Below are 13,102 nucleotides of genomic sequence, written 5' to 3'. Positions count from 1 at the left end.
GCGTCCGAGAAGTTGTGGAACGGTTGGCGTGCTCACGGTGCGTGGATCGCAAGGCGCCGGTGCGCAGCCATACCGGGTCGTCTCGCAAGCGCCGGCAACGCCGCGAGGTGCGTGCTGTGGGTGCGCGAAGCGCTTCAGAACTTCTTGGACGCACCACTAGGCCGTGTCCCCCGCGCAGCCCGGTCAGCCGAGCGCGGCGACGGCCTCCGGGAACGAGACGCCCTTGAGGATGTCGCGCTTGGCGAAGGCCAGCTGCCGAGGGGCGTTGATGCACAGGGCGCCACGCAACCGCTCGCCGCGACCGAACAGGGCGACCAGCGAGGTGTCACCGGTCCGGGCGACCTTGACCTCGTCCTCGCCGTTGACGTGGCCGACGAACTTGACCTTGGCCTCGAACTGGTCGGACCAGAAGTACGGAACCGGCGCGAAGGGTTCGATCTCGCCCATCAGCGTCTTGGCGGCATGCGTGCCCTGCTCCACCGCGTTGAGCCACTGCTCCACGCGCATGGACTCGCCGAAGAGGCGGTTGGGCCACCGCACGATGTCACCGGCCGCGACGACGCCCGGGACCGATGTCCGCAGCGCCTCGTCGCACACCACACCGTCGGCGAGCTCGATGCCGCTCCCCTCCAGCCAGCCCGTCGCGGGCGCGACGCCCACCCCGGCGACGATGAGGTCGGCCGACAGCTCGGTGCCGTCGTCGAGCCGCAGCCGCGTTCCACGCGGGGTGACCTCGATCGACGCGATCCCGTGGCCGCAGTGCAGATCGACCCCGTGCTCGACCTGCAGGTCGCGGAACCAGTGGCCCAGCTCGGTGCCCAGGACCCGGGTCAGCGGCACCGGCGCGATCTCGACGACGGAGACGTCGAGGCCCATCTTGCGGGCCGTCGCGGCGACCTCCAGGCCGATGAAGCCGGCGCCGATCACCACCAGGTGGCGGCCCGGCCGCAGCTCGGCGTGCAGGCTCAGGCTGTCAGCCAGCGTCCGGACCTCGAAGACGTTAGGTACGCCGTCCAGCAGCGGCAGCGTGCGCGTCTGGGAGCCTGTGGCGATGACCAGGCCGTCGTAGGACAGCTCGCGTCCGTCGCCCAGGACGACCACGCGGTCGGCGGTGTCCAGGCCGACGGCCGGCGTGCCCAAGGAGACGGCGACATCCACGTCGTCGTACCAACCCGGCTCCTTGAGCAGCAGCGCCTCGTGCTGGTGCCCCTCGCGCAAGGCCTCCTTCGACAGCGGGGGCCGGTCGTAGGGCAGAAGCTCCTCGGCGCTGACGAGGGTGATCTCCCCCTCGAAGCCCGCGTGCCGCAGGCCGTCGACCGCGTTGACCGCGGCGACCGAGCCGCCGACGACGACGACGCGATCCATCGCAGACATGCCTCAGGCCTCCTCGAGCGCGATCGCGCCCTCGGGGCAGGAACGCACCGAGCGCTCCGCCTCCTCGCGGCGGTCGTCGGAGGGATTCGCCTCCAGCAGGATCGCCAGGCCGGACTCGTCATCGATGTCGAAGAGGTCGGGGCACTCCATCATGCAGCAGGCACACCCGGTGCAGCTGTCGAGATCGAGGGTGAGCTTCAGCGTCATGGTGGCTCCTTGCCGAGGTTCAGGTACGTCGGCAACTCTGCGACCCGCAGCGGGTCTCCAGCCCGCCCGCCGCCGAATCCTGCCCAATCGGGGGGTACCCGGGGCGGGACGCGCGAAGGCCGCCCAGCAGTGCCGGGCGGCCTTCGTCGTGATGCGGGCGGTCAGGCCTTCTTGGAGGCCGCCTTGGCCGGGGCGGGCTTCGCCGCGGCGGGCTTCGCCGCGGCGGGAGCCTCGTCCGACGCAGCGGACGCGGTGCCGACCTCGATCAGGCGCAGCACGAGGTCACGCTGCGCGGCGAGGAGCTTCGTGGTGAACTCGAAGTTCGCCTCGACGATCTCGCTGGGCCTGGGCAGCCGCTCGGCGAGCGCCTCGTTGAGCTTGGCGAACGGCTCGTTGATCTTGGCGAACGCCTCGTTGCTCGGCAGGTTCGGGGTGGGGATGGCGTCGGCCACGCGCTTGGCGTTCGCCGAGACCTTGGCGACGGCGTCCTCGGCGCTCTTCAGGGCGGCGACCCACTGGTCGGCAGCCTGCGTGGTGAGCTCGCGGTAGGTGGTCATGGTGGTGGTTCCTCTCAGGTGATGCTGCTTGGCGAACCAAGCATCAGGGTCACGTGCGTTGCGTGTCAAGCACTCGCGCTATTTACCGCGCGCTCGCACGGAGGCGACCGCCATCAGGAGGACGACGCGGCGTGGCGACTGCCTGCATAGGGCTGCCACTCCCCGACCGGCTGGGAGAGGCGGTCGATCACGACACCGATGACCTCAGGGCTGGCGCCCAGGCCGAAGTGACTGGCCGTGACCTCGACGTTCTCGCGGAGATCGCCGGGAATGTCCATGCACGACTGCCAGGGCACGATTCCGTCCCGACGCGAGTAGATCGAGGTCGAGGGCATCGACAGCGGGGGGCGCTCCTCCTCGGGCACGTCGTGGTCGAGCAGGTCGGTGTGCCAGCGGCGCAAGGCGTGGTAGATCCAGCCCGCGTGGGTCGAGGACGGCGAGTGCCGTGCGGTCAGCCGGAAGGGGCTGCCCAGCGTGACCACGCACCGGACCTGCTCCGGCCGCATGCGAGCGATCTCCCGCGCCAACACTCCGCCCAGGCTCCAGCCGACCAGGCTGACCGGACCGCGGCCCGCGTCGGCGAGGCGGTCGATCTGCCCGACGAGGCCATCCACGGTCGCCCGGGTCGGCCCGAGGTTCAGGCCGAGGTGCCACGCGTGCGACCGGTAGCCGCGGGCACGGAGCACCGCTCGCAGAGCGAGGGTCGAGACGTCCTCGGCGAGGAAACCAGGCACCACCAGCACGTCGTGTCCGTCACCTCGATCACCGGCGACCAGGCCCGGGAGCGCACAGAGGTACGCCGTGGTGTCGGCGGCCGCCCGAACGCCCTCGGTGTGCAGGAGGGTGAGCCGCGGTGGCACGTAGGCGGCGGGGGTGAGGATCATGGCTGCACCCTGCCGTCCGCCGCGGGCAGGCGCATCCCCCAACCGGGGGGCACCCTCCACCAGCCTCGGGGGACGGCTGCGGGAATCGCCACCATGGCTCATGACGAACCGGCGCCGCGACCTCCGCTGCACGACGCCCTCTCCGGGTCACGCCGCCATCCGCGAAGGCCGAAGGACCCAGCTATGACGACCGAGCTCCCTCGCATCATCAGCCGCGATCACGACCCGTTCGGCCGAGCCGACCTCACGGTGGGCGAGGACGGCATCGCGCGCTACCCCGACCTGCCCGCGACGCTGCTGGCCTCGCTCGACCACTGGGTGCGCTCCACCCCGGACGCCGAGGCGCTGGTCGAGCTCGGTGGCGAGCGGCTCACCTACCGCCAGCTGTGGGACCGTGCCGCGCGCGTCGCCGGAGGGCTGCGCTCGGCCGGCGTCGGCCGCGGACGCGGCGCTGCCGCGCAACGCGGGCGGGAAGCTCCTGAAAGCACAGCTGCGCGGCGCCGTCGCGTGGGGAGCACCGCTGCGATGAGCGACCTCGACGACGCCCACGCCGGCGGTGGCATCGAGACGGTCCTGGCCGACGCGCGCTACCAGGGGCTGGCCGGACTGCTCCCCAAGCGGGCGCTGTCGCAGCTAGCCTCCACGCTGGTGCGCCGCCCGGCTGTGCCGGCGCGCCACCTCGGCACCCTCGCGAGCGACGTGTATCGGATCGTCGTCTCCGGCGCGCCGGACGGTGAGCTCGATCCCCGTTTCGCCGACCGGGCCTGGCACGAGAACGCCGTGCTCGAGCGACTGGCCCATAGCTACGTCGTGCTGTGCCGCGAGGTGCAGGGGATCCTCGACGACGCCGAGCTGGACAGCCGCACGCGTCGCCAGCTGCAGATCCCGCTCGACAACGTGCTGTCGGCGCTGGCGCCGACGAACAGCCCCCTCACCAACCCGACGGTGTGGAAGGAGCTCATCGACACCGGCGGCTCGAACGTGGTGCGGGGTGTGCGCAACCTGGTCCACGACCTCGGGACGGTGACGAAGCTCCCGTGCAGCGTGGATCGCACCCCGTTCGTGATCGGCGAGACGATCGCGGCGACACCGGGCAAGGTGGTGCGCCGCGAGCGCCTCTACGAGCTGCTCGAGTTCGAAGCCCGTACGGACACCGTCGACGCGGTACCGACACTGATGGTGGCCTCGCCGATCAACAAGCACTACCTCGTCGACCTCGCCCCGGAGTCCTCGGTCCTCAAGGGCCTCCTGGACCGGGGACGGCGTGTCTTCATCCCGGCGTGGGTCAATCCCGACGAGACCCACGCGGACGCGGGGTTCGACGCGTACGTCGCCAGCATCATCGAGGCAGCCGAGACCGTCGCCGAGATCTCCGGAACCGATCGCGTGCACCTGGCCGGGCTGTGTGGCGGCGGCCAGCTCGCCCTGATGACGACCGCCTACCTGGCTGCCGTCGGCCGCCAGGACCTGGTCGCGAGCCTGACCGTCGCCATCGCGGTCGCCGACTTCCACGGCGACGACGACGGGCCCATCATCGAACGCGATGCGGCGGCGGCCGCGATCCGCAAGGCGACGACCCATGGCTACTTCAAGGCGACCGACCAGTCCTACTCCTTCGCGTTCATGCGGCCCGACGAGAGCATCTGGCTCAACGTGATCAACCAGTACCTCCTCGGGCGCTCGGCACCCGCGGTCCCGCTCATCGCGTGGGCGGTGGACCAGACGAACCTGACCGTCAGGTTCGGTGCCGACATGATCGCTCTCGCCCTGGACAACGGCCTCGTGAAGCCGGGTGGAGTCACGATCCTCGGTGAGCCGATCAGCACCCGCGACATCACCGTGGAGACCTTCGTGCTCGGCGCTTCGCTGGACCACATCTCGCCATGGCGCGACTGCTACCGCACCGTGGCCCAGCTCGGCGGCAAGGCGACCTTCGTGCTGGCCGACGGTGGGCACGCGATCGTGATCGCGCGGCCCGCGGACCACCGCAAGAGCGCGCACTGGACGTCCTCGAACCGGTGCGCGGATCCCGACGATTGGCTGGCGGGCGCCGAGCGTCAGAGCGGCAGCTGGTGGAACACCTGGGGGACGTGGATCGAGCGGATCGCACCGGAGACCCGGCCCGCGCCGACCGAGCTCGGCTCCGCGGCGTACCCACCGATCGAGGACGCACCCGGGCAGTACGCCCGACGTGTCCTCACCTGATGCCGACCACGCCACGACCCCATCCCCCAACCGGGCAGCGGCCAGACGAGCCGGACGTAACACGCCCGTAACGTGCCTAGATTCGAGGCTCGACGGCTCCACGCCGACGAGCCGCTGAGAGAAGAGTGAACTGAGGTCCTCATGCACCGCATCGTGTTCTCCGAAGATCACGAGTCCTACCGCAAGACGCTTCGCGCGTTCCTCGAGTCCGAGGTCCTTCCCGACTACGACGAGTGGTTCGCGGCAGGCATGGTCCCCCGCGACCTCTACCTCAAGCTCGGAGAGCTGGGGGTGTTCGGCATCTCCGTGCCCGAGGAGTACGGGGGCGCCGGTCTGACCACCCACAAGTTCACCGCTGTCGAGTACGAAGAGATCGCGCGGCTCGGTGTGCTGCTCGGCGGGTCCAGTGCCCACGTCCTGCTCGCACTGCCCTACCTGAAGATGCTCGCCACCGAGGAGCAGAAGCAGCGCTACCTGCCGAAGTTCGTCACCGGCGAGGAGATGTGGGCGCTGGCGATGACCGAACCCGGGGCGGGTTCGGACCTGGCCGGCATGCGAACCACGGCGAAGCTGTCCGAGGACGGCTCCCACTACGTGCTCAACGGCGCGAAGACCTTCATCACCGGCGGGGTGCACGCCGACCGGGTGATCGTGGCCGCGCGGACCAACCCCGCCACGGACGACGACCGCCGCTACGGCATCTCGCTGTTCGCGGTCGACACCTCGCTGCCGGGCTACAGCGTCGGGCGCAAGCTCGACAAGCTCGGGCTGCGCACCTCCGACACCGCCGAGCTGGCGTTCGTCGACGTACGGGTGCCGGCCGAGGACCTGCTCGGCGAGGAGAACCAGGGGTTCTCCTACCTCGGCAAGAACCTCGCCTCCGAGCGGTGGGGCATCGCGCACGGCGCCTACGCCCAGGCCAAGGCCGCTGTCGCGCTCGCGCAGGTCTACGTGACCGACCGGAAGGTGTTCGGCCAGTCCGTGGCGTCCTTCCAGAACACCAAGTTCGAGCTCGCGGCCTGCCAGGCCGAGGTCGACGCGGCGGAGGCCGTGACCGACCGCGCCCTCGAGGCCCTCGACGCGGGCGACCTGACGGCCGCCGAGGCCGCGTCCGCCAAGCTGTTCTGCACCGAGGTCGCCGCCCGGGTCATCGACCGCTGCCTGCAGCTGCACGGCGGCTACGGCTACATCAACGAGTACCCGATCGCCCGCCTGTACGCCGACAACCGGGTCAACCGCCTCTACGGCGGAACCTCCGAGGTGATGAAGCTGATCATCGCCCACGACATGGGGCTCTGAACCGAGCAGCCCGGCACGACGAAAGGGGCGCGGTCAGCGATGCTGACCGCGCCCCTTTCGTCGTTTGCCGGGCTACGCGAGGCCCTGCAGCGTCTTCTCAGCTGCCAGCTGGCCGGCCGCCGCGGCAGCCGCGAGCGACGGGTCGGCCAGGTAGTCGCCGGCGAACCGGATCGGGCCCAGGGGCGCGCGCAGGGTCTTCTGCGACGCGGCACGCTTGCCGGGCTCCCAGTAGGAGACGACGCGGGGCTGACGCTTGACGACGACCTCCTCGACGTGGCCCTCGAGCTCGGGGAACATCGCGACCAGGTCCTTCACGAAGGCGGCCTCGATCTGGTCGTCGGTCAGCTTCCCCAGCTCATCGGCGCGCGCGCCTCCCGCCAGCACGACCAGCGCGCCGCCCGGCCGGCGCGGACCGTGCACCCGCTGCGGCGCGGCGTGGTTGAAGACCATCTGGAAGGACAGCTCCGGGGTGGAGATGCCGTAGTAGTCGTCCCAGCGCTGCGTCCCCTCCTCGGAGGTGAAGATGCCGGCCAGGATGTAGCGGCCGTACTTGATGTCGGCCAGCGCGGTCCGCTGGGCGTCCGGCAGGTCGGTGAGGATCTCCAGCGCGCGGTCCGCGGGGGTCGCGACGATGGCGCGCCGCGCGGTCAACCTCACCGGACCGTTAGCGTCGGCGTACTCCACCACGACGTCGTCCTCGCTCCAGCTGACCTTGCGCGCCTCGGCGCCGAGGCGCAGCCGGTCCCCCAGGTCCGCGGCGAGCGCGTCGGTGAAGGTCTGGTTGCCGCCGACCGGCAACGCGAAGTTGGGCACCTTCGCGGCCTTCTCGAGCGCAGTGCCGATCGAGATGACGAGCTGCGTCGCCGCCGTCTCATCCGCTTCGCACCCGATCCACTGCCCCGACCAGGCAGCGAACAGCGCGCGGATCTCGGGCGTCGTGACGCCGTCCATCAGCGCCTCCGCACCTGTCTGCGCGTCCAGCCGGTCGCGGAGCCGACGGGCCTTGGTCGCGTCCCGTCCGAACAGCCGACCGTACGCGGACTTGATCCGCAACCCGGTGCGGGCGAGCTCGACCTTCGCGGCCAGCGACATTCGCGATCGCAGCAGGAGGAGGGGCGGGCTGTCGGTGGTGACCATCCGGCCCTTGAGGTAGAGCGCGGCCTTGCGGCCGGCGAGCGATCCGCGCTCGATGCCGTGCCGGTCCATCACCTCGAACAGCGTGCCCTCACCCTCGGTGAACTGGGTGCCGATGTTGAGCCAGTACTCGCCCCGGCGTACGGACTCGACGCGCCCGCCCGGGCGGTCGGACGACTCGAGAACGACCACGCTGGCGGAGGGCACCAGGGTGGTGGCGGCCACCAGGCCCGCCGCGCCCGCCCCGATCACGACGACGTCACAGGTCTCCTCGCGGAGGTCTCCATTTTCCATGTGGCGATGCTCGCCGGTCGCGGGGCGTGCGGGTCGGCCGCGGGTCTGCAGCGGGCCCACCCGGGGGATGTCAAGGCCCAGGACACGGGGCGACCCGCTCAGCGACGGAAGCGGTCGAGACGATCGCCCATCCGGTCGGCCACCCAGCCCAGCTTCAACGTGAGCGGGTTGACGATGCCCGGGGCGAAGCGCGGGGTCGCGCGCCAGACCGCGGCGAGGTCGTCGGCCATCGGCTCGCCCACGACGTGGTCGGCCAGCAGGCTGCCCAGGTACGGCGCCTGCGGCAACCCGTGCCCGTTGCAGGCCAGCGAGTAGTGCACCCGCGGCGTGACCTGACCCACCACCGCCATGTTCGAGGGGGTCAGCCCGATCCAGCCTCCCCAGGCCCGGTTCGGCGCGAGGTCGGGCAGGGTGGGCAGCCGCTCGTGCAGGCCCCGGACGAGGTCTGCGACCACCTTGGGGTCGGGTCGACGCTCGAGGCTCGCGTGCCGGGCCATCTGCAGGCTGCGGGTCGTGGTGACGATGGTGCCGCGCAGCGTCGGACGGAAGCTCTGCATGACGAAGTGGTTGGTCGTGATCGGCGTGCGACTGGTCCAGCCGGCCTCGTCGAGCTGCTCAGCAGTGACGGGCTCGGTCTCGATCGCGGTGACCCACACCGGCGTACCGAGGTTCCGCGGCGCGATGGACAGCTCCTTGGTGAACGCGTTCGTGGTGAGGATCGCCTCCCGCGCGCGCACCTCGCCGCCGTCGAGGCGGACCCTCACACCGTCGCCCCGGTCCTCCACCGCGCGCACCGGGCTCTGCTCGAACACCCGGACCGCCGAGGCCCGCACCAGGTCGCGTACGCCGAGGGCGAGCTCGCCCGGGTTGAGGATTCCGCCGACGTCGATGTGGATGCCGCCGTGGAAGGCCGGCGGGAGACCCAGCTCGGCCGCGTCTCCGACCTTGGCACGCCGGCCGCTCTTGGTGGTCGCCGCGATCTTCCGGTACGCCGCCGCGGTCGGTGCCGCTGCCACGTTGCCGGTCTGCCGGTAGCCGCAGTCGATGGCGTTGTCGGCGATCAGCGCCTCGGTGAACGCGACGGCGTTGTTCGCCATCGCGTAGAGACCGCGCATCCGATCCTTGTAGAAGCGCTTGAGGATCCGCGGGTCGCTGCCGAGCGTCGGGGTGATGTAGCCGGCGTTGCGTCCGCTCGCGCCCCAGCCGCACACCTCGGCCTCGAGCAGCACCACGTCGCGGCCGTGCTCAGCCAGTCGCAGTGCGGCGACCATCCCGCCGAGACCGCCGCCGACCACGACGACGTCGCAGTCGACCTGGGCGGAGACCGCAGGCTCCAGCACCGTCGGCGGGTCGACCCATCCGCTTCCCTTCAGCAGGGTGAGCGGGACCGAGGGGGACGTGGAGGAGGTCATGGCCGGATCGTGACGTGTTCGGCGCTGCACGGCCGCACACGCGCGACGCAGACGGCCCATTCGGGGGACACCACGGACGCTCGCGCAGGGCGGGGTCCCCCACCCGGGCGTCGTTGGCGGCAGGCCCGCCCGATGAGCAGCCGTGCGCGGCGAGGCTCGCGAGCAAAGCCAACCCAGAAGGAGACCCGCATGTCCACCTCACCCTCCCCCCGCCCGCGTACCGCGGTGATCGTCGGCGGCGCCGGCGCGATGGGCCGGTGGGCCGTCCGCGCGATCGCCCGCCTCGGCTCCGTCGAACGCCTGCTCGTCGCCGACATCGACCTGGCCCGCGCGGAGAAGGTGGCTGCCGAGGTCGGAGGCCCGTGCGAGGCCATCCGGCTCGACGCCACCGACGCCGAGGCGATGCGGACCACCTTCGCCGACTGCGACGTCGTGCTGAACACGATGGGCCCGTTCTCGCTGTTCGCCCGCCCCATCCTCGAGGCCGCGATCGACAGCGACTGCCACTATCTCGACATCGACGACGACTGGGAGTCCACCGTCGAGGCGTTCGAGCTCGACGAGCGCGCGCGAGAGCGCGGCCTGACCGTCGTCAAGGGCATCGGCGGCAGCCCGGGCGTCTCGAACATGGCAGCCCTCGTCGCGGCCGGCCGGCTCGACGAGGTCGACACGCTCCTGACCGGCTGGTCCATGGGGGGCGCCACGCTGGCCGACGAGCCGGACTACCCGCAGACCGGCGGCGCCGGCGCGGCGGTCGAGCACTGGCTGATCCAGATCAGCGGCTCCATCCGCGCCTGGTGCGGCAGCGAGCCTCGCGACATCACGCCGCTGCAGCCCGTCGAGTTCGACTACCCCGGCCTGGGTCGGGTGCGCGGCTACACCGTCGGCCACCCCGAGGCCGTCACGCTCCCCCGCTACCTCGAGGGCCTGACCACCTCCATCAACATCACCTCCGGCCCGGGCTGGATCTTCGAGCACGCGGCCGACGTCGCGGCGGCGTACGACGCCGGCACGATCACGCTGGCCGAGGGCGCCCACCAGCTGGAGAACCCGCCGCGGCCGGCCACCAAGGCCCCGCGCGACCCGCTCGGCCAGGTGTGGACCGTGGCGATCGGCACCCGCGACGGTCAGCGGACCGCGGTCTCGGTCTCCCCCACCGCCATGCCCGAGGGCAAGATGGGCGGCGGCACCGGCGTCGCGCTCGCCGTCGGCATGGAGTTGCTGCTCCGCGGCAGGATCACCGAGCCCGGCGTGAACGCCCCCGAGGGAGCGATCGACCCGAACGACTTCTTCGCGCTGTACGCCGAGCTGTCCGTGCCGGCCACCGCTCCGGAGGACTACCTGCTGATCCAGGAGATCACCGACCCCACGCCGGCCGACCTGCCGGACGCGGTCCGGGCCTGACCGCTCAGGGAGTGCCGGTCGCGATCAACGAGTCGACCGGCACTCCCCCAGGTGGGGGAAGCCTGGGCCGAGCCCCGCCCGCGGGGTGACCTGCGCCATAGCGTCGCCGCACCGAACCACGAATCCGAACCACACCTGGAGGAACCATGACGACGCACCAGGACCTGCCGACCGACCTGACGGTTGCCGACCCCGCCCTGTGGGTCGACGGCCCTCCGCACGAGGTCTTCGCCCAGCTGCGCGGCAAGTGCCCCGTCCACCACTCGGCGGACATCCCCGGCTTCTCGGAGAAGGGCTTCTGGTCGATCACCAAGGCCGACGACGTCAAGAAGGTCAGCCTGGACTGGAAGACGTTCTCCTCGAACGCCGACGGAGCGGTCGACCTGACCTGGGACGGCATGCCGGAGCACCTCAAGGAGCTCCAGAAGATGGACATGATCAACCTGGACCCGCCCCGCCACGACCGGCTCAAGCAGCTCTTCCTCGCCGGGTTCACCCAGCAGCGCATCGCTGCCGAGGAGGAGGCGGTCAACCAAGCGGTCACCAACGTCCTCGACCGGCTCGAGGGCAAGGAGACCTGCGACCTCGTCAACGACATCTCCAAGCCGATCGTCGCGCGCGTCATCCACGGGTTCATGGGCATCCCGGAGGAGGACGACGCCCGCTGGATCCACAACATCAGCCGCTACATCGCGCTCGACGACCCGCACTTCAACCCCGGCGGCCTCGAGGAGTGGCTGGAGGTCTTCATCCCCGACCTGATCGGCCAGTGCTTCGAGCTCGTCGAGCAGCGCAAGTCCAACCCCGGCGACGACCTGATCTCCATCCTCATCAACGCCGAGGTCGAGGGCGACAAGCTCACCGACGAGGAGATCATCGCGGGCATGCTGCTGCTGTTCGCGGCCGGCAACGACAGCACCATGGCGACGTACACCAGCGCCATGATCGCCCTGATGCAGAACCCCGACGAGCGCGCCAAGGTGCTGGCCGACATGTCGCTGGTCCCCAGCGTCGTCGAGGAGGCGCTGCGCATGTTCCCGGCGTTCACCCTCATGCGGCGCACCGCGACGGTCGACACCGAGCTCGGTGGCCAGCAGATCAAGGCCGGCGACTCCGTCGTCATGTGGTACCCCTCGGCCAACCGCGACGAGGACAAGTACGACGACCCGCACCGCTTCGACGTCACCCGCAACCCGGAGCACCAGGCCTTCGGCGCCGGTGGCCGGCACTTCTGCCTCGGCAACGCCCTGGCCCGCCTCGAGCTGCGCGTGATGATCGCCGAGACCCTGCAGCGCTACCCCCAGATGGAGATCACCGGCGACGCGCCGTTCACCGAGTCCTACTTCGTCAACCAGCGCAAGACGCTTCCGGTCCGCCTCGGCCCGCGCGCGTCCTGACCGCCATCCCCACCACAAGGAGAACCCATGTCTGACACCTCCACGCAGAACCAGTACGACGTCGCCGTCATCGGCATCGGCCTGATGGGCGCCGCCCTCGCGAAGAACTTCGCCGCCAACGGTCTCCGGGTCGCGGCCTGGAACCGGTCGCCGGAGAAGGCCGAGGCCATCGCCGGCGCCAACATCACCGCGGTCGCGTCGGCGGCGGACGCCGTGGCCGGTACCTCGCTGGTCATCGGCTGCACCTCGACGTACGCCACCACCAAGGACGCGCTCTCCGGCGTGGCCGACTGGAGCGGCAAGACCCTGGCCAACATCGGCACCAGCACCCCGACCGAGTCCACGGACATGGCCGCCTGGACGACCGAGCGCGGCGGGCGCTACATCGACGGCGCGATCCTGTGCTTCCCGCACCAGATCGGCACGGAGGAGGGCATGGTCCTCTACGCCGGTTCGCCGGACGCCTGGGCCGACCACGAGAAGACGCTGATGACCCCAGGGCCTTACTCCATGCTGGTGTCGGACAACGTCAAGGTTGCCTCCATCATCGACGCCGCCATCATCGGCGGCTTCTACTCCGCCGCCCTCAATGCCTACGTCGAGGCGGCGACCTATGCCCTCGACGAGGGCGTCGACGTGGAGGTCCTCAACGGCATCACCGAGGTGGTCTTCCAGACGATCGGCGAGTCGGCCAAGTCCGCGGTCGAGGCGATCACCAGCGACAAGCACGAGACCGACGCCGCCTACCTGGGCGTGTACGCCGAGGGGTGCCGCGCCACTCTGAGCGCGATGCGCGACGCCGGCTACAAGGCGCGCCTGCTCGGCGCCGCCGTGGAGAACCTCAACGAGGCCGAGCAGGCCGGGCTCGGCGGTCTCGGCTTCTTCGCCCTCACCAAGGTGGCGCGCTCCGGGTCCTGACCCGGCACGGTCCGCGG

General features: G+C 70.9%; 11 protein-coding genes. 5 read left to right on the top strand and 6 right to left on the bottom strand.

Going from position 1 to position 13,102, the window contains the following annotated elements:
* Positions 1-183 precede the first annotated feature (183 nt).
* The 4 genes from ACYVAQ_RS08275 to ACYVAQ_RS08260 all read right to left on the bottom strand — a co-directional run bounded on the left by ACYVAQ_RS08275 (position 184) and on the right by ACYVAQ_RS08260 (position 3,022).
* Complete coding sequence (locus ACYVAQ_RS08275; protein ID WP_460788161.1) at positions 184-1,374, bottom strand: NAD(P)/FAD-dependent oxidoreductase; 1,191 nt, start codon at positions 1,372-1,374, stop codon at positions 184-186.
* A 3-nt stretch (positions 1,375-1,377) separates the two neighbouring features.
* A complete protein-coding gene (locus ACYVAQ_RS08270) occupies positions 1,378-1,581 on the bottom strand; it encodes a ferredoxin (RefSeq protein ID WP_460788160.1) in 204 nt (67 codons plus the stop codon).
* 161 nt (positions 1,582-1,742) lie between these two features.
* On the bottom strand, positions 1,743-2,138 hold the full coding sequence (locus ACYVAQ_RS08265; protein ID WP_460788157.1) for a hypothetical protein: 396 nt from the start codon (positions 2,136-2,138) through the stop codon (positions 1,743-1,745).
* Positions 2,139-2,251: 113 nt separating this feature from the next.
* Entirely contained in the window at positions 2,252-3,022 is a 771-nt protein-coding gene (locus ACYVAQ_RS08260; protein ID WP_460788155.1) for an esterase/lipase family protein, read from the bottom strand.
* Positions 3,023-3,205: 183 nt separating this feature from the next.
* On the opposite strand from ACYVAQ_RS08260, the gene ACYVAQ_RS08255 reads away from it, so the two are divergent.
* Positions 3,206-5,227, top strand: coding sequence for a PHA/PHB synthase family protein (locus tag ACYVAQ_RS08255; RefSeq protein WP_460788153.1), 2,022 nt, complete (start codon positions 3,206-3,208; stop codon positions 5,225-5,227).
* Between the two features lie 141 nt (positions 5,228-5,368).
* On the top strand, positions 5,369-6,526 hold the full coding sequence (locus ACYVAQ_RS08250) for an acyl-CoA dehydrogenase family protein (RefSeq protein WP_460788152.1): 1,158 nt from the start codon (positions 5,369-5,371) through the stop codon (positions 6,524-6,526).
* 72 nt (positions 6,527-6,598) lie between these two features.
* Here the strand turns inward: ACYVAQ_RS08250 and ACYVAQ_RS08245 are convergent, their stop codons facing one another.
* Both ACYVAQ_RS08245 and ACYVAQ_RS08240 read right to left on the bottom strand, forming a co-directional pair.
* A complete protein-coding gene (locus ACYVAQ_RS08245; protein WP_460788150.1) occupies positions 6,599-7,954 on the bottom strand; it encodes a flavin monoamine oxidase family protein in 1,356 nt (451 codons plus the stop codon).
* A 98-nt stretch (positions 7,955-8,052) separates the two neighbouring features.
* The gene (locus ACYVAQ_RS08240; protein ID WP_460788147.1) at positions 8,053-9,366 is read right to left on the bottom strand and encodes an NAD(P)/FAD-dependent oxidoreductase; all 1,314 of its coding nucleotides are present in this window, start codon (positions 9,364-9,366) and stop codon (positions 8,053-8,055) included.
* Between the two features lie 189 nt (positions 9,367-9,555).
* Here ACYVAQ_RS08240 and ACYVAQ_RS08235 point away from each other — a divergent pair, with 189 nt between their 5' ends.
* From ACYVAQ_RS08235 to ACYVAQ_RS08225, 3 genes are all read left to right on the top strand, one after another.
* Positions 9,556-10,770: a saccharopine dehydrogenase family protein gene (locus ACYVAQ_RS08235; protein WP_460788145.1), complete on the top strand. Its 1,215-nt coding sequence runs from the start codon at positions 9,556-9,558 to the stop codon at positions 10,768-10,770.
* 146 nt (positions 10,771-10,916) lie between these two features.
* A complete protein-coding gene (locus ACYVAQ_RS08230) occupies positions 10,917-12,167 on the top strand; it encodes a cytochrome P450 (RefSeq protein WP_460788143.1) in 1,251 nt (416 codons plus the stop codon).
* A gap of 27 nt (positions 12,168-12,194) precedes the next feature.
* Positions 12,195-13,085, top strand: a complete 891-nt coding sequence (locus ACYVAQ_RS08225) for an NAD(P)-binding domain-containing protein (RefSeq protein WP_460788141.1) — start codon at positions 12,195-12,197, stop codon at positions 13,083-13,085.
* The last annotated feature ends 17 nt before the right edge of the window (positions 13,086-13,102 follow it).

It is taken from the genome of Nocardioides maradonensis (genome assembly GCF_054777115.1).
Note: the sequence above shows the minus strand (reverse complement) of the source record. Positions and strands in the feature narration are given on the sequence as shown.